Annotated in this window: 16 protein-coding genes; 14 read left to right on the top strand and 2 right to left on the bottom strand. The window is 73.2% G+C overall.

What is annotated here, in order from left to right; translation table 11 throughout:
- Positions 1-30: 30 nt before the first annotated feature.
- Both EMA17_RS41765 and EMA17_RS41760 read right to left on the bottom strand, forming a co-directional pair.
- Positions 31-2748 carry a cation-translocating P-type ATPase gene (locus EMA17_RS41765; RefSeq protein WP_126642468.1) on the bottom strand — a complete coding sequence of 906 codons (2718 nt, stop codon included), beginning with the start codon at positions 2746-2748 and terminating at the stop codon, positions 31-33.
- A gap of 33 nt (positions 2749-2781) precedes the next feature.
- Positions 2782-3774: a PPK2 family polyphosphate kinase gene (locus tag EMA17_RS41760; protein ID WP_126642467.1), complete on the bottom strand. Its 993-nt coding sequence runs from the start codon at positions 3772-3774 to the stop codon at positions 2782-2784.
- A gap of 681 nt (positions 3775-4455) precedes the next feature.
- Here EMA17_RS41760 and EMA17_RS41750 point away from each other — a divergent pair.
- From EMA17_RS41750 to EMA17_RS41685, 14 genes are all read left to right on the top strand, one after another.
- Positions 4456-6117, top strand: coding sequence for an ABC transporter substrate-binding protein (locus EMA17_RS41750; protein WP_126642466.1), 1662 nt, complete (start codon positions 4456-4458; stop codon positions 6115-6117).
- Complete coding sequence (locus EMA17_RS41745; protein WP_126642465.1) at positions 6117-7106, top strand: ABC transporter permease; 990 nt, start codon at positions 6117-6119, stop codon at positions 7104-7106. The genes EMA17_RS41750 and EMA17_RS41745 overlap by 1 nt, the downstream gene beginning before the upstream one ends.
- Positions 7103-7966 carry an ABC transporter permease gene (locus EMA17_RS41740; protein ID WP_126642464.1) on the top strand — a complete coding sequence of 288 codons (864 nt, stop codon included), beginning with the start codon at positions 7103-7105 and terminating at the stop codon, positions 7964-7966. The genes EMA17_RS41745 and EMA17_RS41740 overlap by 4 nt, the downstream gene beginning before the upstream one ends.
- Positions 7963-9774, top strand: coding sequence for a dipeptide ABC transporter ATP-binding protein (locus tag EMA17_RS41735; RefSeq protein WP_126642463.1), 1812 nt, complete (start codon positions 7963-7965; stop codon positions 9772-9774). Before EMA17_RS41740 ends, EMA17_RS41735 begins: the two co-directional genes overlap by 4 nt.
- Positions 9771-10826: a 3-deoxy-7-phosphoheptulonate synthase gene (gene aroF, locus EMA17_RS41730; protein WP_126642462.1), complete on the top strand. Its 1056-nt coding sequence runs from the start codon at positions 9771-9773 to the stop codon at positions 10824-10826. The genes EMA17_RS41735 and aroF overlap by 4 nt, the downstream gene beginning before the upstream one ends.
- Before the next feature lies 1 nt (position 10827).
- On the top strand, positions 10828-11532 hold the full coding sequence (locus EMA17_RS41725) for a hypothetical protein (protein WP_126642461.1): 705 nt from the start codon (positions 10828-10830) through the stop codon (positions 11530-11532).
- A 61-nt stretch (positions 11533-11593) separates the two neighbouring features.
- Positions 11594-12556: an alpha/beta fold hydrolase gene (locus tag EMA17_RS41720; protein ID WP_160161754.1), complete on the top strand. Its 963-nt coding sequence runs from the start codon at positions 11594-11596 to the stop codon at positions 12554-12556.
- Entirely contained in the window at positions 12549-13916 is a 1368-nt protein-coding gene (locus tag EMA17_RS41715; protein WP_126642459.1) for an amidase, read from the top strand. The genes EMA17_RS41720 and EMA17_RS41715 overlap by 8 nt, the downstream gene beginning before the upstream one ends.
- 53 nt (positions 13917-13969) lie before the next feature.
- Positions 13970-14722 (top strand): SDR family NAD(P)-dependent oxidoreductase, encoded by a 753-nt coding sequence (locus tag EMA17_RS41710; protein WP_126642458.1) that lies wholly within the window; start codon positions 13970-13972, stop codon positions 14720-14722.
- Positions 14723-17362, top strand: a complete 2640-nt coding sequence (locus EMA17_RS41705; RefSeq protein ID WP_126642457.1) for an FAD-dependent oxidoreductase — start codon at positions 14723-14725, stop codon at positions 17360-17362.
- Positions 17320-19158, top strand: coding sequence for an asparagine synthase (glutamine-hydrolyzing) (gene asnB, locus EMA17_RS41700; RefSeq protein ID WP_126642456.1), 1839 nt, complete (start codon positions 17320-17322; stop codon positions 19156-19158). Before EMA17_RS41705 ends, asnB (EMA17_RS41700) begins: the two co-directional genes overlap by 43 nt.
- A 74-nt stretch (positions 19159-19232) precedes the next feature.
- Positions 19233-21098: an asparagine synthase (glutamine-hydrolyzing) gene (gene asnB / locus EMA17_RS41695; RefSeq protein WP_126642455.1), complete on the top strand. Its 1866-nt coding sequence runs from the start codon at positions 19233-19235 to the stop codon at positions 21096-21098.
- Positions 21095-22309, top strand: a complete 1215-nt coding sequence (locus EMA17_RS41690) for an MFS transporter (protein WP_160161753.1) — start codon at positions 21095-21097, stop codon at positions 22307-22309. Before asnB (EMA17_RS41695) ends, EMA17_RS41690 begins: the two co-directional genes overlap by 4 nt.
- A gap of 81 nt (positions 22310-22390) precedes the next feature.
- The gene (locus tag EMA17_RS41685; protein ID WP_126642453.1) at positions 22391-23140 is read left to right on the top strand and encodes a GntR family transcriptional regulator; all 750 of its coding nucleotides are present in this window, start codon (positions 22391-22393) and stop codon (positions 23138-23140) included.
- Positions 23141-23182: the final 42 nt, after the last annotated feature.

Below are 23182 nucleotides of genomic sequence, written 5' to 3'. Positions count from 1 at the left end.
CGCCGCTCCCGCCCGATCGGTGTCGACCCATCAGGCACCTCGCGAGCGGCGGGCCACGAGTTTGCCCAGTTCCCACAGGAGCAGAAGCGCGACGGCGGCCAGCAGCGCCCAGCCGAACTCCCGGGCGTCGAGTCGCGTCGTCCCGAGGATGCGACGGAAGCCGTCCAGTTGGGTCACCGCCACCGCGAGCACGAACTGGGCCAGTGCCACCCAGTTCATCTGCCTGCTGTCGAAGGTGGACGTCGCCAGCACCGAGTCCGTCTCGCTGCGGCACTCGAACGCGGCCACGATCAGACACAGGGCGAAGGCGGTGAACGCGATCGACCGACCTGTTTCGACGCTGTCGAAGTGGTGCCGACCGAGCGTGATCAGCCCGAGCAGGAAGACGGTGATCGCCAACCCGCCCATTCCGACCGTGAGCAGCACGGGCCGGGTGAGCACCGACTCCCCGCGCGGACGCGGCCTGCGCCGCATGAGCCCGGGACTCTCCCGGTCGAAGCCGAGCGCGAAGCCGAACGAGGCGTTGACGACGAAGTGGATCCACAACACCTGCGGTGGGGTGAAGGGCTCACCGGCGGCGATGTCGAAGACGGTGGCCCCGAGGAAGGTCAGCACGAAAGTGACCAGCAGGAGCAGGACGAAACGGATGTACTTGGTGAGGTTGTCGTAGATTCGCCGGCCCTGCGCCACCGCGTAGACGATGGTGGCGAACTTGTCGTCGGAGAGGATCATGCGCCCGGCGTTCTTGGCCACGTCCGTGCCGCTGCCCATGGCGATGCCGATGTCGGCGGCCTTGATCGCGGGCGCGTCGTTGACCCCGTCCCCGGTCATCGCCACGACGTCGCCCTTCTTCTTGAGCGTGTCGGCGAGCAACACCTTGTGCTCCGGCGCGACCCGTCCCACCACACCGATCCCGTCGATGCGGGCGAGTTGCTCGTCCTCGCTCATGGCGGCGAAATCGGCGCCGAGGACCGCCTCACCGGGGATGCCGAGTTGCCGGGCGATCGCCGCACCAGTGGTGACGTCGTCACCGGTCACCATGCGGACCCGGATGTGCCCGGCCCGGGCACCGGCCACGGCGGCCTTGGCGTCCTCGCGGGGCGGATCGACCATGCCGACGAGGCTGGTCATGCGCAACTCGGTGACGTACCCGAGCAGGTCGCCGTCCGGATCGAAATCGGCCCGGTCCAGATCGCGGGTGGCCGCCGCCATCACACGACGCCCCTCGCCGCCCATCCGCTCGGTCTGCGCCCGGGCACGCGCGAGCACTTCGGCGTCCCACGCGATGGTCTCGCCCGCCGCGAGCGCGGTGGCGGCGCGCGCCATCACCGCCGGTGCCGCGCCCTTGACGAAGCAGCGCACGACCTCCCGTCCGGAGGTGTCGACCGCCGCGTTGAAGGTGGCCATCAGCTTGTAACCCGGGTCGAAGGGCAGCGTGGCGAGCCGGGGCAGTCCCTCCCTGGTGGCGTCGATGTCGAGCCCGGCCTTGTGCGCGAGCACCAACAGCGCGCCCTCGGTGGGATCACCCACCACCTCGCCGTCCACCAGTTTCGCGTCGCCGGCCACCACGTAGGGCAGGATCGCGTCCTCGATACCCGCGGCGGAACCCGCGGCATGGTGGATCCTCCCCTCGAGTCCGTAGCCCGTACCCGAGACGGTGTACCGGTCGGTGGGAGTCACGACTTCGACGACGGTCATCTGATTCATCGTCAACGTGCCGGTCTTGTCCGAGTTGATCGCCGACGTGAACGCCAGGGTCTCCACCGACGGCAGTTCCTTGACGATGGCGTTGCGCTCGGCCAGGTTGAGGCTGCCGACGGACAGGATCGCCTGGGTCACGGTCGGCAGGGCCTCGGGGATGGCGGCGATCGCCAGCGAGACCGCACTGACGAACAGGACGTCCCAGGCCTGGTCGCGCTGCCGCCCCAGGGCGAACATCACGATCATGGTCAGCACCGCCGCCGCCGTGATCCACAACGTCAGGGTGTCGAGTTCCCTGGTGAGCGGCGGCACTTCCTTCTCGGTGGCCGACAACATCCCGGAGATCTTGCCGACCTCGGTTTCGGCGCCCGTCGCGGTGACGACGAGGACGCCGCTGCCGTGGGTGACGGGGGTGTTCATGAACGCCATGTTCGTCCGGTCGCCGGGTGCCGCTCGCGCGCCCCGCAGCGTGCCGGCGTCCTTCGCGGCGGGAACGCTCTCGCCGGTGAGGGCCGACTCGTCGATCTGCAGGGCACTGGCCTCGATGATGCGTCCGTCCGCCGCCACCTGGTCCCCCGCGGCGATGAGCACGATGTCGCCCACGACCAGCCGCTCGGCGGGGATCTCGGCTTCCGTCCCGTCCCTGCGCACCCGCGCCGTCGCCTTCATCATCGACTGCAGCGCGTTCATCGCGCTCTCGGCCCTGCCCTCCTGGCGTAGGCCCACGACCGCGTTCAGCAGGGTCAGCACGATCAGCAGGATCGCGGTGGTCCACTCCCGGACGAGCAGCGAGACGATCGCGGCGGCCACGAGGACGATCTGCATGTAACTGCGGTACTGCTCCAGGAACCGGCGCCAGGCCGGAATCCGCTTCTCCTCGGGCAGCGCGTTCGGGCCCCGCGCGGTCAGGGTTTCCGCGGCTCGTGCCGCGGACAGACCTACCGCCGGATCCACGCCGAACTCCGCCGCGACCTCCTCGGGAGTGCGCGTGTACCAGCCGTCCCCCGAAGCGGGCTGTTCTCCGAGGGGATTCGAACGCACCGTCATCGCTTCGCCTCCGATCCGTGGCCCGCTTCCGTCCTAGCCGCGCTTCTTCCTCGTCGAACGGTCCTTCCGCCCGCCGGCGCGGACGGCCGACGGATGCCGCTCGGCGTACGGATCCGCCGACGCCCCGGCAGGAGCTTCCCGCTCCAGGTCCCGTTTGGTGACGAGCAGTTCCTTTCGCGCCTTCTTCCCCACATCGGGGTACCGAGGATCGATGTCGATCAGGGTGTGCGCGAGGATCGCCGCCGCGCAGATCCGCTCGAACCACTTCCGATCCGCCGGCACGACGTACCACGGCGCCCACTTCGTACTCGTGGCCGACAACATTTCGGAGAACGCGTGCTGGTAGTCGTCCCACCGCCGCCGCTCGCGGACGTCGGCCGCGGAGAACTTCCGGTTCTTCTCCGGCAGGTCGATCCGCTTGAGGAAGCGGACCCGCTGCTCCTCCTTGGACAGGTTCAGGAAGATCTTCACCACCTTGAACCCGTTGTCCGTGAGGTAGCGCTCCCAGCGGTTGATCTCGCGATAGCGCCGGTCCCACAGGTCCCGACCGGACGCGTCGTCCGGCAACTTCTGCCGGCGGAGGATCTCGGGGTGGACGCGCACGACGAGCACTTCCTCGTAGTGCGAACGGTTGAAGATGGCGATCTCGCCGCGTCCGGGCAGCCGTCGGGCGTAGCGCCACAGGTAGTCGTGCTCGAGTTCCTCGGCGGACGGCACCTTGAAGCTGCTGACCCGCACGCCTTGGGGATTGACGCCGCTCATCACGTGGCGGATCGTCCCGTCCTTGCCCCCGGAGTCCAGTGCCTGGAGACAGAGCAGTACCCCGTACGTGTCCTGGGCGGCCAGCCGCTGCTGGTACTCGGCCGGCAACGAAACCCCGGTCCGCAACAACTCGATCCCGTCGCGCTTCTTCAGACCGGCTTTGTAGCGGGGATCGAAGTCCCGCTCCAGGCGCACCTCGGTTCCCGGTTTCACCCGGAGCGGCTCGATGAACCTCGCGATGCGTTCGGCTCTCTCGTCCGACATCACCCATCAGTCCTTCGTTGGTCCGGGGCGGGCGTGGTCCTCGGCCGCGCCGGCACGGCCCCGATCGACACGGGTCCGTCGTGCGAGCCGGGCGACGGGAGGTTCGGCGGGCTCCCGGGATCCACGCGCCGCATCGGCCCGCGGTGGGGACGCGAGTCCCCGGAACCTCACACACCCGCCGCTGCCGCGACGGGTTCCCTCGGATCATTGTCTGCTCGCCTGGACGAGGTCGCTTCCCGAGGCCGGGGCGGGGACGGCGGACCACGGTTGAAAGGTACGGTCATCCGTACCTTCGGTCCTTCATGTGACCTGGGTCATGTTGACGCTCGCCGGGCCCGGCCGCCATTCTGAGGCCGTGGACGAAGGACGCCGATTGACGACGCGACGCACCCTGGATCTGGGCCGATTGGCCGCCGCGGTGTGTTGCTCCTCGACGACCTCGTAGTCGCCCTCCTCGACGACCGCCTCCCATCCGCGCACGGCGCTCTCCGGCGCCCGCGCCCCCTCCGCCCGGCCCACCGCCGCCGCGTCGCCCCGCCCACCGGTCCCACCCGGCACGCGTGACGCGGTGTCGCCCCGCGCGGCCCGTACACCCTCCCGCGACTCCCGTGTGACCGCGCCGCGGCGCTCGACGCCGCGTGGCCGGGGTCCGCCACGCCACGCCACCAACCCGGAGAGAACATGCACACGCGATCCAGAGTCCGGCTGACCGCGGGCGCCCTGGCCCTGGTGACGGGGCTCGTTGCCTGCTCCGGTACGACGGGCGGCACCGGCGTCCGCGCGGGCGACGACGCCGGCCCGCCCAGGGACGGCGGCACGCTGACCTTCGCCACCGACAAGGAACCCGACTGCTACGACCCGCATGTCAGCCCCGCCGACGTCACCGCCGTCGTCATGCGCAATGTCTTCGACTCGCTCGTCGCGGAGGGACCGGGCGGCACGTTCGTACCGTGGCTCGCGACCTCGTGGACGCTCTCCCCCGACGGCACCACCTACACGTTCGAGTTACGCACCGACGTACGTTTCACCGACGGCACACCGTTCGACGCCGAAGCCGTCAAGGCCAACCTCGATCACATCGCCGCCCCCGCCACCAAATCCCAATACGCGGCCTCCCTGATCGGCCCCTACCAGAGCACGACGGTGATCGGCCCGCACACCGCGCAGGTGCGACTCGCCCGCCCCTTCGCCCCGTTCCTGCACGCCGTCGGCACCACCTACCTGGGCATGCACTCGCCGCGCTCCCTCCGTACCCGGGCCGCCGACCTGTGCGCCGGCGGATCGGCGAGCGTCGGCACCGGCCCCTTCCGCTTCACCGCGCACACCAAGGGCCAACAGGACGAGTTCGCCCGCAACACCGACTACGCCTGGGCACCGGCCAACGCCGCCCACCCGGGTCCGGCCCACCTCGACAAACTCGTCGTCCGCTACCTGCCCACCGGCTCCGTCCGGGTCGGCACACTGCGCAGCGACCAGGTCGACGCGATCGACAACGTGCCACCGCAGAGCGTCGGCGTCCTGGAGGCGGACCGCCGACTGCGCACCACCACGGCCGACCTGCCGGGCCTGGGCTACACCTACTTTCTCAACAGCGCGCGACCGCCGTTCGACGACGTCCGCGCCCGACTCGCGGTGCGCTGCGCCGTGGACTTCAAGCCCCTGCTCAAGGCCGTCTTCTTCGACCGGTTCCCCCAGGCGTTCAGCGTGCTCGGCCCCTCCACCACCGGCTACGACCGCACGGCGGAGGGCGGTTGGGGATACGACCCGGCCAGGGCCAACGCCCTGCTGGACGAACTGGGATGGACCGGCCGCGACGCGGCCGGCTACCGCACCCGCGACGGACACACCCTCACCGTCGCAATGCCGTTCGTCCCCGAGTTCACCGTCACCGACCGACGCACCCTCGACGTCGGCGTCCAGGCCGACCTCAAGAAGGTCGGGATCCGGCTCGACCTGGAGCAGTCCACCGCCAACGACTACCTGCCCCGACGCAACGCCGGCGACTACGACCTGATCGGCTTCAGCTGGGGCGGCGCCGAACCCGACCTGCTGCGCTCCCTGTTCGACTCCGAGCAGCAGTTCGCCCAGGGCGGCACCAACGCGGCGCGGCTGCACGACCCGCAACTGGACGCGTGGCTGCGCGAGGCCGCCGAGAGCGCGGATCCGGAACTGCGCCGGGCCAGATACGCCGACGTCCAGGCCCGGATCGTGGCCCGGGGCTACGCGTTGCCCACCTACGTCGGCCGCCGCACGGTCGCGACCGGAAGCGCCGTACACGGGCTCACGTTCGACGCGAACGCGTGGCCGCTGTTTCGCGACGTGTGGCTGAAGGGACGCGGCTGATGCCCACGTTCGCCGGCTACGTGGCGCGCCGACTGCTCGCCGGCGTGGTGGTGTTGTGGGGCGCGGCGACGGTGACGTTCGTGGCGCTGCACCGTGTCGGGGGCGATCCCGTGGACGCCGTCGTCGGCCCCGGGGTCAGCCCCACCCCGAGCCTGCGCCGGCAGATCACCGAGGAGTACGGCTTCGACCAGCCGCTGATCGTGCAGTACGGCCGCTGGCTGGGCCGGCTGCTCGGCGGCGACCTGGGCCGCTCCTACCAGTTGGGTCGGCCGGTGAGCGCGGTGCTCGCCGACCAGGTCCGGCCCACCTGCGCGCTCGCGCTCTCGGCCGTGCTGCTCGCGGGCGTCCTGGCGGTGGTCACCGCGCTGGCGACGGCCGGTCGCGGCCGGCTGGTCCGGGGCCTGGTGTCCGGGGCCGAACTGGCGGTGGTGTCGCTGCCCTCGTTCTGGGTCGGACTGCTCGCGCTCACCTTCCTCTCCTTTCGATGGCACCTGTTCCCCGTCGCGGGCGATCAGGGCTTCGCGGCGCTGGTGTTGCCCGCCGTCACCCTCGCGCTGCCCGTGGCCGGGGTCCTCGCCCAGGTGCTGCGCCAATCCCTGGACGAGGCGCTCACCCAGCCGTTCGTGCTCACCGTGCGCACCCGCGGGGTCCCCGAGGCACTGGTGCTGGCCCGTCACGCGCTCCGGCACGCCGCGATCCCGGTGGTCACGCTGGCCGGGTGGGTCGTCGGCAGCCTGCTCGGCGGCGCGGTACTGATCGAGACGGTGTTCGCGCGACCGGGTCTGGGTCGGGTGCTGTTGGCGGCCGTCGGCTCGAGGGACACGCCCGTGGTGGCGGCGATCGTCCTGCTGTCGGCCGCGGCCTTCACCTGCGCCAACCTGCTGGTCGACCTGGTCTGCCCGGCCCTGGACCCCCGCCTGCGCACCGCGCCCGCCACGCGCCGCACCCCACCGATGCCCGTCACCGTGGCGAAGGAGACCCCCGCATGAGCGCGACGGCGTCCTTGCTCGCGCATCCGAGAGTGGGCCGAGCCGCCCGCGCCGCCCGGCTGCGACCGGGCGCGGTGCCGGCCCTGGTGGTGGTGACCTGCGCCGTGCTCGCCGCCCTGTGGCCCGACCTGTTGACCGACCACTCCCCCGACACGACCGCACCCGCCCGGGCACTGCGCCCACCGGACACCGAGCACCTGTTCGGCACCGATCAACTCGGCCGCGACGTCTACGCCCGCGTGGTGTACGGCGCACGGCTCTCGCTGGAGATCGGCGTCGGCGCCACCGTGATCGGCAGCGTCGTGGGCACCGTGATCGGCCTGGTCGCGGGTCTGGGCGGGCGCGCGGCGGACGCCGTGTCGATGCGGGCGACCGACGTCCTGACGGCCTTCCCGGAACTGCTGCTCGCACTCCTGGTCATCACCGTCACCGGGCCCGGAACCACCAATGTGCTGGTGTCCATCGGGGTCGCCTCCGTGCCCGGCTACGCGCGACTGGTGCGCTCGCGCGCGCTCGTGGTGCGACGGGCCGACTTCGTCGAGGCCGGCGTGGCGCTGGGCGTGTCGCGCCCGGCCCTGGTGCTTCGACACATCCTGCCCAACACCGTGGGCCCGCTCCTGGTGTTGGCCTCGATCGGCACCGGCACCGCCGTGGTCTCCGGCGCCGCGCTGAGCTACCTGGGGATGGGGCCACGTCCGCCGGCCGCCGAATGGGGCGTGATGCTCGCCGACGGCCAGGACTTCGTACAGACCGCGTGGTGGATCACGGTCTTCCCCGGACTCGCCGTGGCCGCCGTGGTCATGGCGGTCACCGTGCTCGGGCGGACCCTGCGCGAACGTGGGACGGAGGCGACCCGATGACCGCGCCCACCCGCACCGAACCCGCCGCGACCGGGCGGCGGGCCCGGACCCCGCTGGTCGAGATCGCCAAACTGCGCGTCGACTTCGGCACCGGCGGCCGCCGGGTGCGCGCCGTGGACGCGGTGGACCTGTCGGTGGCCCCCGGCGAATGCCTGGCCCTGGTGGGCGAGTCGGGATCGGGGAAGAGCGTGACCGCCCGCGCCCTGGTGGGGCTGGCCGGACCCCGCGCGCACGTCTCGTGCGACCGCATGCTGGTCGACGGCCGCGACGCGACCCGCTTCGACGCGCGGGCCTGGCGGGGGGTGCGCGGGCGGCGGATCGGCTTCGTGCTCCAGGACGCGCTGGTGTCGCTGGACGTGCTGCGCACCGTGGGCGCCGAGGTGGCCGAACCGCTGCGCACCCACGCGGTGGTTCCGCGCGGTCGGGTGCACACGCGCGTGCTCGACCTGCTCGCCGACGCCGGCATCCCCGATCCCGCGCGACGGGTCCGCCAGTATCCGCACCAGCTCTCCGGCGGCCTGCGTCAACGTGCCCTGATCGCCTCCGCGTTGGCGGCCGAACCCGCCCTGCTGATCGCCGACGAACCGACCACCGCGCTGGACGTCACCGTACAGGCGCAGATCCTCGACCTGCTCGCCGACAAGCGGGCCGGCGGCATGGGCCTGCTGCTGATCAGTCACGACCTCGCCGTGGTCTCGCGCGTCGCCGACCGCGTGGCGGTGATGCGCGACGGCGTGATCGTCGAGCAGGGGCCGGCCGCGCGCGTCCTGACACAGCCCGAACACCCCTACACCCGGCTGCTGTTGGCGGCCGTACCGTCGGGGCGCACCCGTGGACGCCGGCTCTCGCCCGGCCCGGACGACACCCGCCCCGAGGAACCCACGCACACGCCCCGACCCGGTTCCGACCCGACCTCGGTCACCGGCCCTCGGCGGACCCGGCCCGCCCACCGCGACACGCCCCTGGTGGAGGCACACGCCGTCGGCAGGAGCTTCACCGACGCGGACGGGAGCGTGCGCGACGCGGTACGCGAGTTCGCGGTGACCATCCACCCCGGGGAAGCCGTGGGACTGGTCGGCGAGTCGGGGTCGGGCAAGACGACCGCGGCCCGGCTGCTGCTGGGGCTGGTGACCCCGGACACCGGAACCGTGCGATTCGACGGCCGACCCTGGAGCACGATGCCCGAACGTGCGCGCCGTCCGCTGCGCCGCCGCCTCCAAGTGATCACCCAGGATCCGCTCGGGTCGTTCGATCCGCGCTGGAGCGTGGGGCGGTTGCTCGGCGAGGCGCTGGGCACGGTCGGCGTCCGGCGCGGCGCCGCACGTCGCGAGCGCACGGTGGACCTGCTGCTGCGGGTCGGCCTGGCCGCCGATCACCTGGGTCGCAGACCGGCGACCCTGTCCGGCGGACAACGCCAGCGGGTGGCGATCGCACGGGCGTTGGCCACCGAACCGCAGGTGCTGGTCTGCGACGAGCCGGTGTCCGCGCTGGACGTGTCGGTGCAGGCGCAGGTGCTCGATCTGCTGGCCGACCTGCGGGAGAGCCACGGCCTGGCGCTGTTGTTCATCTCGCACGATCTGGGGGTCGTCCACCACGTCTGCGATCGCGTGCTGGTCATGCACGACGGTCGGGTGGTCGAACAGGGCGACGTCGACCGGGTGTTCGCCGATCCGGAGCACGCATACACCCGGACGCTGCTGCACGCGCTGCCCGGCCGGGATCTCGGGCCGGGCGCATCCCCGGCACCACCGCCGCCCCCGCCCGGGGTCGCGGCGGACTTTCTCTCCTTCAGGAGGACGGATCGATGATCGTGGTATTGGAACGGGAGACCGACGCCGTACGCGCCGCCGGGATCTCCGCCGAACTGGCCTCGGCGGGTGTGGCGACCACGCCCGGCACCGAAGCCGGCGGACGGGCCGTGCTGGTGTCCGAACGCGAGGTCTCGGCGGATCAGAGTACGTGGATACGCGGCCTGCCCGGGGTCGCGGAGGTCACCGTCACACCGGGCAAGTATCGATTGACGTCACGGGTGTTCCGGCCGACCACCACGACCGTCGAGGTCGGAGCGGGAGTGGTGATCGGCGGCCCCGGATTCGTCGTGGCCGCGGGTCCGTGCGCGGTGGAGAGCGCCGGGCAACTGGACTCCGTGGCCCGGGCGGTCGCCGACGGCGGGGCGGCGGTGCTGCGTGGCGGCGCCTTCAAGCCGCGCAGTTCGCCGTACAGCTTCCAGGGGCTGGAGGAGCACGGGTTACGACTGCTGGAGGAGCAGCGCGATCGCACCGGACTGCCGGTGGTCACCGAGGTGCTGGAGCCCGCCTGGATCGAACGTGTCGCCAAGAGCGCGGACATCCTCCAGATCGGGGCGCGCAACATGCAGAACTACCCGCTGCTGCGCGAGGCGGGGCGTTCGGGACTGCCCGTACTGCTCAAGCGGGGGTTGTCCGCGACCGTGGAGGAGTGGCTGCTCGCCGCGGAGTACGTGCTCCTGGAAGGCAACCCGAACGTGATCCTGTGCGAGCGGGGCATCCGCTCCTACGAGCCGTCGACGCGCTTCACCCTCGACCTGAGCGCGATACCGGTGGTCAAGCGGGTGAGTCACCTGCCGGTGATCGTCGACCCCAGCCACTCCGGCGGACGCGCCGACCTGGTCCGGCCCTTGGCGCTGGCCGCCGCCGCGGCCGGGGCGGACGGACTGCTCGTGGACGTGCACACCGACCCGACGAGCGCGCGATGCGACGCCGACCAGGCGTTGACGGCGCCCGAGTTCGCCGAACTCGTCGAGGCCCTGGAGCGGGTGCTGTACGCGGTGGACCGACCGCTGACCCGGCCGTTGTGGGCGCCGACCGCAGAGGCGGTGTGAGGTGCCGGTCAAGGAGCAGACGGCGATCCCACCCATACCGCTCGCCGGGGCCACCGCCGTCCGGGCCGCGGCGGGAGAGGACCGGGGGATGACCGACGCCGAACGTGTCGGGCTGTGGCAGCAGCGGCTGTTCGAGGCCGAGGCCGGCATGACCAAGTACCTGGTGGAGCAACACGCGGGCGCGGCGTTGCGCGAGTGGATCGGGGTGCAGTCGGCGATCTTCGCGGACCTGCCGGATGCCGACGTCGTCGATCCCGGCGCGTGGCAGCGGGTGTTCTTCCGGGCCCAGGCCCTGATGGAGCGCTTCGTGGTCGCCCACTACGGGCACGGCGAGTTGGCCGGCTGGGCCAGGGCCAACGCGGCCGTGCACGGCGCGGTCGAGCGCGATCGGGGCGGCGGCAGCGCGGACGTCATCGGGCGGGTGCGCCGACAGGCCGAGTTGTACGGCTCCCGCTACCGGGTGGTCGAGTCCTCCCCCGAACGCTCCGAGCTGCTGATCTCGCACTGCTCGATCTGGGACTACCGCGAACGCGCGCGCAGTCGGGGCGTGCCGATCACCCTCGCGTCGCCGTGCGAGTACTGCACGACGGCGACCTCCGCCAACATCGCGGCCCGAGGTTACCGGCCCGAGTTCGAACTGCTCGCCGAGGACGGCGATCGCGGCTGCCGCTGGCGGGCGAGCGCTCCCGTGCGGGAGCCCTCGTGAGGGCCCGCGCGCACACCCGGGGTTTCGCACGCCCCCTCGACCGCGACGGGGGGTCGGCGTGGTGACCGGGCAGCGAGGCGCGGCCGGCGTCGACGAGCAGGCGTATGTACCGGAAGGTGGGGTCGCACGCTTCCACCTGGAGGGGCCGGGCGGGCGACTGGCCCTGGTCGACGCCGGTCCGACCGACGCGGCGAAGGCCCCATTGGTGCTCGTGCACGGCTGGGGCGCCGACACGCACGACTGGGACGCGGTGGTCGCGCGTTTCGCGCCCGAGCGGCGGGTGCTCGCCGTGGATCTGCGCGGGCACGGCGGCTCGGCGCCGAACGACGACCACCGGCCGCACGCGTCGGCCGCCGACGTGGCGTTCGTGCTCGGCGAGCGGGCCGTGGCCGGTCCGGTGATCCTGGTCGGTCACTCGTTGGGCGCCGTCGTCGCCTCGATCCTGGCCGTCGAGCGGCCGGTGCCGATCGCGGGGCTGATGGTGATCGATCCGGCGTACGGCCGGCCGGCGGGCCACCATCTGCGGGTCGAGCCGTGGGTGCGTCGACTGCGTGCGGGCGATGCCGCGTTCGGCGCCGAACTCGTCGCGGGTTCGGTCGACGCCGAGCGGCATCCGCGGTTGCGCGAGTACCTGTTCCGCCGGGCGCTGCGCACTCCCGTCCGGACGATCTGGCGCACGCTCGCGGACCTGCACCTGTCGGAGGGGGCGCTGTCCACCGAACCGGCGGGCAGCCGCTACCTGGTCGAACGCGCATGTCCGGTGCTCGCGCTCAACCGGGACCGGGAGCGGGCCCGCTGGGAGGCGGGTGTGCTGGCGGCGAGCGCGAACCGGGGACCGGTGCGCTCGCGCAGTCTGGTCTGGCCGGACTCCGGGCACTTCCCGCACCTCGAACACCCGGACCGGTTCCACACCCTGCTGGAGCGGTGGGTGGGCCTGCTCGCGGGCGCGCCGGCGGACACGTTCGGGTTCGAGGAGGACGTCGTCGATCCGGTGTCGGCGGACGGGGGAACCGCCGATGCGTGAGGCGGTCGGCGACACCCCCACGGTGGTCGGGCAGGCCGACCCGGCCGGTCCCGGAGTGGTCGAGGCGGCCCGTCTGGTGCGCGAACGCCTCGTGTCACCGGTGGAGTTGCTGGATTTCCGGCTCGACCGGATCCGGGTGCTGGACCCGGATCTGCGGGCGTTCGACACGCTCGACGTCGACGGCGCCCGGCGCGCGGCGCGAGACGCCGAGCGGGCGGTGCTCGCCGGGCTGCCGCTCGGGCCGCTGCACGGCGTGCCGATCGCCTGCAAACGACTGTTCGGCACCGCGGGGTCCGGGCGCCGGGAGGCCGCGGCGCCGGCCGCGCTGCGGGCGGCGGGTGCGGTGCCGGTGGGCACCACGGTCGCGCCGGATCCGTTCGGCTTCGACTCGCCGGCGCGCAATCCGTGGGACCCGTCGCGCACTCCCGGCTGGTCCAGCGGGGGATCGGCGGTCGCGGTGGCCGCGGGTCTGGTGCCCGCCGCGCTGGGCAGTGACACCGTGGGATCGGTGCGTATCCCCGCCGCGCTGTGCGGTGTGGTGGGGATGCGGCCGAGTCGGGGGCGGATCGACCGCCGCGGGCTGGCGCTCATGGCCAGGACCTTCGACGAGGTCGGCCCGCTCGCCGGTCGGGTCGAGGACGTCGCGGCGCTGCTGGGCGTCCTCGACCCGCGAGCCCATCCGGCGGCGGCGCACGCGCGGGCGACGGACGCGCGGGGACTGCGCATCGCGGTCCCCGCAGGCCCGTTCCACGAGCGGTGCGCGCCGTACGTCACGGCGGCGGTCGCGGACGCGGCGCGGATCCTGTGCGCGGCGGGCGCCGTCGCGCACGAGGCGCACGTGCCCGACGACTGCTTCGACGGCGACCTGACCCGGATCCTCATCGCCGTCGACACCGCCACCCGCGTGCGCGGCCCGGCCCCGCCGCACGGGCCGATCGGCGCCGCCGTCCGGCTCGGGCAACGCGTGGGCGCCGCCGAACGCGCCGCGCTGCGCGGGCGGTTGGGCGACCTGCGGCGCGCCTGGGCCCGCGCGACGGCGCACGTCGACGTGCTCGTGGTGCCGACCGTGCCGGTGCCGGCCGCCACCGCCGACGCCACGCACGTGCGGCACGGGAACGGCGGATACGAATCGGTCACGGCGGTGTATCCGCGGCTGTGCCGACCCGCGACCCTGGCCGGCGCGCCCGCGCTGACCGTGCCCGCCGGTCTCTCGCCCGAAGGGCTGCCGTTCGCGGTCCAGTTCGTCGGGGCGGCGGGCGGCGACGCCGCGGTGCTGCGGGCAGGCACCGCGTACCAGGCCGCGATCGGCCCCCTCCCCCACCCGCCCGGCCTCGCGGGAGTACGCCCGTGGTCCCCCTGACCCCACCCGGCGTCGCCGCCCCACCCGTTCTCCCGACAACGAAGGAATCCACGATGACGCACGAGCGGCCGACGCCCGCGCGCGAACCCGCCCCCCGCGTCCGCACGGCCGTGGTCACCGGCGCCGCGAGCGGCATCGGCGCCGCCATCGCCCGCCGGTTGGCCCGCGCGGGCTGGCAGGTCACCGGGTGGGACCTGGCACCACCCACCCCGGACGCCGACGGAGTACGCGGGCGTACGGTCGACGTCGCCGACCACCGCGCGGTGGCCGCGGCGGCCGACGCGGTCGACGGTCTCGACCTGCTCGTCAACGCCGCGGGCATCGGCGGTTCGGGCGCGGCGGCGACCCTGGCACCCGACCGCTGGGACCGAGTCCTGGCGGTCGACCTCAACGCGGTCTTCTACACCAGCCGGGCCCTGTACCGGGCGCTGTCCGCCCGTCGCGGCCTGATCGTCAACATCGCCTCCATCACCGCGCATCGCGCGGGACGCGACCGCGCCGCCTACTGCACCGCCAAGGCCGGCGTCGTCATGCTCACCGAGGTGCTCGGCGTGGAATGGGCCGCCGACGGCATCCGCGTCGTCGGCGTCAGCCCCGGCTACACCCGTACCCCCATGGTCGAACGTGCCCTGGCCTCGGGTGGCCTGGACGAGGACCGCATCCGCGCCCGGACCCCGCAGGGTCGACTCCTGGAGGCCGACGAGGTGGCCGCGTTCGTGCACGCGCTGACCGGCGACACCTTCGCCGCCGTGACGGCGACGACCCTGCCCTTCGACGGCGGCTGGACCGCGAACGGGGACTACTGAATGTACGACAACCACGCCGCCGTGCCCGAGAATCCGGCGGACGCGCCCGCCCGGCACGTCGACGACGTGTCCGCCGACCTGGTCGTGGTCGGCGGCGGACTGGCCGGGCTGTGCATGGCGCTGGCCGCCGCGCGCGGGGGAGCCGACACCGTCCTGGTGCACGACCGACCCGTCCTGGGCGGCAACTCCTCCAGCGAGGTCCGCGTCACCCCGGCCGGCGCCGGCCACGTGTCGGCGTGGGCCCGGGAGACCGGCATCGTCGAGGACCTGCTCCTGGACGACCGCCGCACCAACCACGCGCAATTCTGGGAGGGCGGGCTGACCAACTCGGGCTGGGACCTGACCCTGCTCGACGCCACCCGCCGGCAGCCGGGCCTGCGGGTGATCCTCAACGCCTCGGTCCGCGACGCGCACACACGACAGGGCACCGACGGACGCGAACTGGTGCGCCTGGACGCGGTCCAGACGACCACCGAGAAGGACATCCGGCTGCACGCCCGCCAGTTCGCCGACTGCACCGGCAACGGCACCGTCGGTCGGCTCGCCGGGGCCGCGCGCGACTACGGGCGCGAGGGCCGGGCCGAGTTCGGCGAGCCGCTGGCGCCGCGCGTACGCGACCGGGCGACGTCGGGCAGCACGATCACCCTGCACGCGCGCGACATCGGACGCCCGGTGCCCTACACCGCCCCCGCCTGGGCCGAGCACTACGCGACCGCCAAGGCCATCGGCGCCTTCCGCGAGTTGCGCAACGTGCACCGCCCCGAGTTCGGCGGCTTCTGGTGGCTGGAGATCGGCTACCCCTACCACCAGGTCACCGGCACCGAGGAGGTCCGCGACGCCCTGCTCGGCCACGCCCTGGGGGTCTGGGACCACCTGAAGAACCACCACCCGCAGCGCGAACGACTCGCCGGCTACGCGCTGGACTGGATCGGCGCGCTGCCCGGCCGCCGGGAGAGCCGCCGCCTGCTCGGCGACGTCGTGCTCACCGAGTGGGACTGCCACCGCGACCCGCACTGGCCGGACCGGGTGGGCGTCGCCGGCTGGTACCTCGACCTGCACGTCAAGGGCGGACTGCTGAGCAAACGCGATCCCGGCGAGCCGTCGCAGGCCGACACGAACTACCGCCATTGGGCCCGGGTGCCGCCGTTCGGGGTGCCACTGCGCGCCTGTTACAGCCGCGACGTGGCCAATTTGTGGATCGGCGGTCGCTGCCTGAGCGCGAGCCACGTGGCGCTGGGCGCGCTGCGGGTGCAGCAGACCCTGGGCATGCTCGGCCAAGCGGTCGGCACCGCGGCGGCCTACGCCCTCGCGCACGGCCTCACCCCCCGCACGGCCGCGGCCCCCGACGGGCCGCACATCGGGTCCATCCAGCAGCGGTTGGTGCGCGACGACGTGCGCGTCCCGGCCCTGCGCGAGCACGTCGCGCCCGGCCTGCCCACCCCCCGCGCGAGCGCCGCCAGCCAGGCCCGGTTCGACGTCGGGCGACCCGATCCGACGCACACCCGCGACCTGACCGTGCCGCGCGCCCAGGTGTTCCCGGTCGCGGGCGATCATCTGGAGGAGATCGAGATCCACCTGCGCAACGACACCTCCTCGGTGGTGCGGCCGGCCTGGCAACTCCAAGAGGTGGACACCCTGTGGTCGCGCGAGGACGGTCGCCTCCTCGCCGAGGGCACCGTCGACGTGCCGCCCGGCAGCGGCCCGATCGTGCTCGCCCCGCACACCGCGACCCGGCCCGGACGGCTGCACCGGCTCGTCGTGGGCACCCCGGGCACCGGCGCCCACACCGGTCCGGCCCTCGCCGGCACCCACTGGATCGCCGCGACCGACCTGCCGCCCGGCAGCACCGCACAGTTCCTGCACACCTCCACCGGCGGCCCCGACCCCACCACCGAGGCGCGTGGCGCGTTCGACCCCGACGAGATCGACGTACCCGCGTACCGCCACTGGGCCCAGGACAAGTGGACCGCGCTGACCCTGCGGCCGACCCCGCACCAATACCCCTACGGGCCCGCCAACGCCGTCAACGGCCTGCACTGGCCCGAGTCGTGGCCCAACCTGTGGATGTCCGACCCGGCCGCCCCCCTGCCGCAACACCTGGACCTCGCGCACGACACGACGGTCACCTTCGACGAGGTCCGACTGCGTTTCGACACCGACCTCAACGCCCGGATCAGCGCCGCGCCCGGACTGTGGCAGGCACCCCAGTGCGTCTCGCGCTACCGACTGCTGGTGCGCGCGCACGCCGACGCGCCGTGGGAACGGATCCACCACGTCGCCGCCAACCACCGCCGGCTGAACGTGATCCGCCTGCCCGAACCCGTCACCGCACAGGCGCTGCGGGTGGAGATCCTCGCCGTCGGCGCCCCGGACGCGCGCCCGCTCGACGACGTGGAGGCGACCTACTGGCGCGAGGACGGACTGCGCGCGAGCCGCGCCACACTCGCGCCCGGCTGCCGCGTCTACGGCGTCGGTCTGTACCTCGTCGGCACCGCACCCGAGGGCCGATGTCGTCCGTCACCACCGCACCCGCCGGGCCCGAACCCCGACACCACGCCGCACGTCCACCCACCCGCCACGACCCAGGAGAGCGCCCCATGTGCGGCATCACCGGATGGACCGACACCCAACACGACCTGACCGCCCCCGAACACCGGGCGACCACCGCCGCGATGACCGCCACGATGGCCTGCCGCGGACCCGACGCCGACGGTCTGTGGACCTCCCCGCACGCCGTCCTGGGCCATCGGCGCCTGTCGATCATCGACCTCGAGGGCGGCGCCCAACCGATGACCGACACCGAGCACGAACCCGACGTCGTGCTCAGCTACAGCGGCGAGGTCTACAACTTCGCCGAACTGCGCGCCGAACTCCACGGCCGAGGCCACCGGTTCCGCACCCGCTCGGACACCGAGGTGGTGCTGCGGGCCTACCTGGAGTGGGGCGCCGACCTCGCCCCGCGGCTCAACGGCATGTACGCCTTCGCGATCTGGGACACCCGCTCGCGCGAACTGCTCCTGGTCCGCGACCGGTTGGGCGTCAAGCCGCTGTACTACCACGTGCACCCCGGCGGCGTGCTGTTCGGCTCCGAGCCCAAGTCGGTGCTGGCCAACCCGCTGTTCGAGGCGGCGCTGGACGACTCGGGCATCGCCGAACTCTTCGCGCTGCCCACCGCGCCCACCCCCGGACACGCGATCTTCGCCGGACTGCGCCAGGTCCGCCCCGGCCACGTCCTGCGGGCGAACACCCGAGGGGTGAGCGAAAGCGCCTACTGGCGCCCGCCCGCACGGGAACACCGCGACGACCTCGACACCACCGCGGCGCACGTACGCGAACTCCTGCGCGACACCGTCACCCGGCAACTCGTCGCCGACGTCCCCCTGGGTTCGCTGCTGTCCGGTGGGGTCGACTCCAGCGCCGTGTCCGCGCTCGCCGCCGAGGCGTTGGGCCGCGACGGCGCCGAACTCGACACCTACTCGGTCGACTTCCCCGGCGGCGACACCGGATTCCGCCGCACCGCGTGGCACGACAGCCGCGACGAACCGTACGCCCGGGCCGTCGCCGCCCATCTGGGCACCCGACACACCACCATCGTGGTCGACCCCGACGACGTGCGCGCCCACGAGGAACGTGTCCTGCGCGCTCGCGACCTGCCCGGCTGGGGCGAGATGGACGTCTCGCTCCACCTGCTCTTCACCCATGTGCGCCGGCACTCCACCGTCGCCCTGTCCGGCGAATCGGCCGACGAGGTCTTCGGCGGATACCCCTACTTCCGCGACCCCGCCGCGCTCGCCCACGACGGCTTCCCGTGGCTGTTCGACCGCGACACCCCGGCGTCGCTGCTGCGGCCCGAGGTACGCGAGCGGGTACGCCCCACCGAGTACGCGCGGGCCCGCTACGAGGAAGCCCTGGCCGAGGTGCCGCGACTGCCCGGCGAACGCGGCGCGGACGCGCGGGTGCGCGAGGTCTCCTACCTGGCGCTGACCCGCTGGCTGCCCGCGCTGCTCGATCGCAAGGACCGGATGAGCATGGCCACCGGTCTGGAGGTCCGGGTGCCGTTCTGCGACCACCGCCTGGTCGAGTACGTGTGGAACGTGCCGTGGTCGACGCGTTTCGCCGGCGGCGAGGAGAAACACCTGCTGCGCCGCGCGGTGGCCGACCTGCTGCCGGACGAGGTGGTGCGTCGGCGCAAGAGCGCCTTCCCGGCCAATCCCGACCCCGGCTACGCCGCCGCGCTGCGCGACCGGGTCGCCGACCTGCTCGCCGACCGGAACGCGCCCGTGTTCGACCTGGTCGACCGCGCGGCGGTGACGGCGCTCGTCGCGGCGGGACGGCCGCTGCCGAGCCCGCGCGCCGCGAGCAGCGCCACGGCCGGAGCGGGCTACCTGCTCGGCGTGGACGCCTGGCTGCGCGCGTACCGCGTACGCGTGGACTGACCCCGCGGGCCGCGCCCCCGGGCCCGGGCCCGGGGCACCGAACACCGACGTACCCGACCACGGAGGAGCGACCCATGTGCGGCATCACCGGCTGGGTGGATCACCACCGCCCGCACCCCACCACACACCCCGGCGAGACGACGTCCCCCGACCCCGAGAGCCGCCTGCTGCTCGCCGCGATGACCGCGACCATGACCTGCCGCGGACCGGACGCCGAGGGCCTGTGGCACGCGGGCCCGGCCGCGCTCGGCCATCGCCGACTCGCGATCCTGGACCTCGCCGGCAGCGCCCAACCCATGCTGCTGGGCGAACCCGGCCACGAACGCCTCGTCCTCACCTACAGCGGCGAGTTGTACAACTACCGCGAACTGCGCGGCGAACTCGCGGCCGCCGGCCACCACTTCCGCACCACCGGCGACACCGAGGTGGTCCTGGCCGCCTGGCACGCCTGGGGCCCGGCCGCCGTCGACCGCTTCAACGGCATGTACGCGTTCGCCGTCTGGGACACCCGCACCCGCGAACTGTGGCTGGTCCGCGACCGGTTGGGCATCAAGCCGCTCTACTACCGGCCCCTGCCGGGCGGCGTCGTCTTCGGCTCCGAGCCCAAGGCGATCCTGGCCCACCCGGCGAGTCGGCCCCGCGTCGACGACGAGGGACTGGCGCAGCTGATGTTGCCGCTGCTCAAGGTGCCCGGTCGCGCCCCGTGGGCCGACCTGCGCGAGGTACGCCCGGGGCACCTGCTGCACGTGCGCGCCGACGGCTCGACGACCGAACGGCGCTACTGGGCACCGCAACCGCGCGAACACCACCACAACCGGGCCGAGACCGTCGCCCACGTGCGCGAACTCCTGGCGGACATCGTCACGCGCCAACTCGTCGCCGACGTACCCCTGTGCACCCTGCTGTCCGGCGGCCTGGACTCCTCCGCGATCACCGCGCTCGCCCGGCCCGCGGGCGGGCGGGCGCCGCGTTCGTTCTCCGTCGGATTCACCGACGCCTCCGGCGAGGCGGCCGACACCGAGGACGACCCCTACGTCCGACTCGCCGCCGCCCACCTGGGCAGCGACCACCGCGACATCGTCCTCGACGGCGGCCGACTGGCCGACCCCGAGGTACGCGCGGCCTGCGTCCGCGCCCGCGACCTGCCGATCGGCATCGGCGATCTCGACCTGAGCCTGCACCAGTTGTTCGCGGCGATCCGCACCCACTCCACGGTGGCGTTGTCCGGCGAGTCGGCCGACGAGGTGTTCGGCGGCTACCGTTGGTTCCACCACCCCGAGGCCGTGCACGCCGACACCTTCCCCTGGATGGCCGACTCGCCGGCACACGGCCGGCTGCATCAGCGGATCCTGGCATTGTTCCGCAAGGACGTGCGCGAGCGGTTCGCGGTGGAGGACTACGTCGCCGACCAGTACCGCACGGCCCTGGGCGAGGTCCGACACCACGACGGCGCGGGCGCGTCCGAGCACCGCATGGACGAGATCGGACACCTCGCGCTCACCCGCTTTCTGCCCACCCTGCTCGACCGCAAGGACCGCCTGAGCATGGCGGTCGGGCTGGAGGTCCGGGTGCCGTTCTGCGACCACCGCCTGGTGGAATACGTGCACAACATCCCGTGGAGCATGCGCACCCACGACGGCCGCGAGAAGAGCGTGCTGCGCGCCGCCGTCGCCGACCTGCTGCCCGAGGCCGTGCTGTACCGGCCCAAGAGCCCCTACCCCTCCACCCCCGACCCGGTCTACTCGCAGGCGTTGCGCGGACAACTGGCCGCGCGGCTCGCCGAACCCGACTGCCGGCTGCCGGAGTTGTTCGACGACGCCGCGCTGCACGACGCCGTCACCGTCTCCGAGCAGGGCAGCCTGATCGGCAACGTCGGGGCCGAACTCGCGCTCAACTTCGACGTATGGCTGCGGGCCTACGACCCGGTGCTGCCGCTGTGAGCGCGGACGGCACGCGACAGTCGGCGGTCGCCTCCGCCGCGCCGAAGACGCGTCGCGCGCTGATCGGCTATCTGCCGCTGTACCTGTTCCTGTTCCTGGTCGGGGCCGAGATGTACCTCGTGTCGCCGCTGCTGCCGGAGCTGGCCGCCGACCTCGACGTGCCGGTGACGGCCGCGGCGCACCTGGTCACCGCCTACGTGCTCGTGCAGGCCGTGGCCGGGCCCTTCCTCGGCCTGGCCTATCCGCGACTCGGCCCCGTCGTCATGGTGGGTACGGGCGCCGCGCTGTTCGTGGCCGGCAACGTGATCGCCGCGCTCACCGGCGACTTCGCGCTGCTGGTCGGCTCGCGCGCGCTCGCCGGGTTGGGGGTGGCCACGGCCGGCCCGGCGATCTGGACCTGGATCGCGACCACCGCGCCCGAGGCGATCCGCGGCAGCGCGATGGGCGCGGGGATGGCCGCGTTCGCCCTGGGGCAGGTGCTCGGCGTGCCGCTGGGCGCCTTCGTCGCCGACGCGGCCGGCTGGCACCGCGCGTTCGCGCTCCTGGGGGCGGGCGCCGCGCTCACGCTGCCGCTGCTCCTGTACGGCCTGCGCGGCGCGCGCGAGCGGCCCCGGGAGCCGGGACAAGGACCCCGAGTCCTGCTGAAGGTATGGACCCGCGGCCCGCTGCGCCGCACCCTGGTGATCACCTTCCTGTTCCATGCCGCCAACCTCGGCGCCTACACCTACCTCGCCGACGTGATCGACACCCGCTACGACCTGTCCCCGACCGCGCTGGGCACGATCGGACTGCTCAGTGGTCTGGGCATGTTCGCGGGCGCGGCGCTCGGCGGTCGGGTGGGCGACGCGGCGCGGGCGAGGGGGCACACCGAGGACCGGTTGTTGCCCGTGTGGACGATCGTGCTCCCGGTCGCGCTCGTGGTGGCGGTGGGCGGGCGACCGCTGTGGCTCAACATCGTCGCGGTACTGGTGTGGTTCCTCGCCGCGGGTGCCTTCGACACCAATCAGCAGACGCTGGTGGCCTCGCACGCACCGGGTTTCACGGCGGTGGCGCTGTCGTGGAACCTGGCCGTCCTGTACGGCGCGACGTCGTGGGGCGTGTGGTTGATGGGTCTGGGCGACCACCGGGCGGGCGCGGTGGTCGTGGCGGGCGCGGTGATGGCCGCGCTCGCCGCGGCGTGCTCGATCGCGGCGGTGCGGCGGAGCGGGTGAGCCGCGAGGGGCCGGGTGAGACAATGTGGGTCGGCCGCATGGGCCGCCCGTCAGGTCCCAGCAGGTCGAGCCGGAAGCCGCATGGTCAGTCACTCCTCACCCATTCCGCTGTATCACCAGATCGCGAGCATTCTGCGGCAGCAGATCCTCGACGGCGTCTATCCGCCGGAGCACCAACTCGCGCCGGAGAACGACCTCGCCAAACAGTTCGGCGTCAGCCGCGCGACGGTGCGCCAGGCGGTGCTCGAACTGGCCGACGCCGGACTGCTCGCACGCCGGCACGGCCGCGGCACGTTCGTCCTGGACGCGGCCCGCAAACCGCTGCGCTACCGCTTCCACGGCGACATGCACGACCTGTTGACGGCCGCGGCGGCCAACGCGCACACCGTCCGCGAGATGTCGTTGCACCACCGGCGCGAGCTGCCGCCCACGGTGGCCCGGGACCTGCACGTGGCCGACGGGCGCGGCACCATCGTCGAGCGGCTGATGGACGCGGCCGACGCACCGTTCGCCTACCACCGCAACTACCTGCCGGACGCGTACGGGCGCCTGCTCTCGCGCCGCCGGCTCAAGTCGGTGGGCGTCCTGCACCTGCTCAACGAGTCGGGTGTGCCGCTCGTCCGGGCCCGGCAGACGATTTTGGCCCGGGCCGCCGAGCCGGACATCGCGGACCGGCTCGACGTCGGCCACGGCGGGGTGGTGCTGTACACCGAACGCGTCGTGCGCACCGAGGACGGCACCCCGGTCGAGCTCGCCCATTCGTGGTATCCGGCGGGCAGTTACGGATACACGGTCGACTTCGACACGATCCCCCACGCCGAAACCCCCTGACGGACCCCGAACGCACCGGACACACCCGCGGATGGTCGTCGC

This window comes from Embleya hyalina, from assembly GCF_003967355.1.
Lineage (GTDB): Bacteria > Actinomycetota > Actinomycetes > Streptomycetales > Streptomycetaceae > Embleya > Embleya hyalina.
The sequence above is the reverse complement of the archived record's forward strand: the minus strand, read 5'-3'. Positions and strand labels throughout refer to the sequence as shown.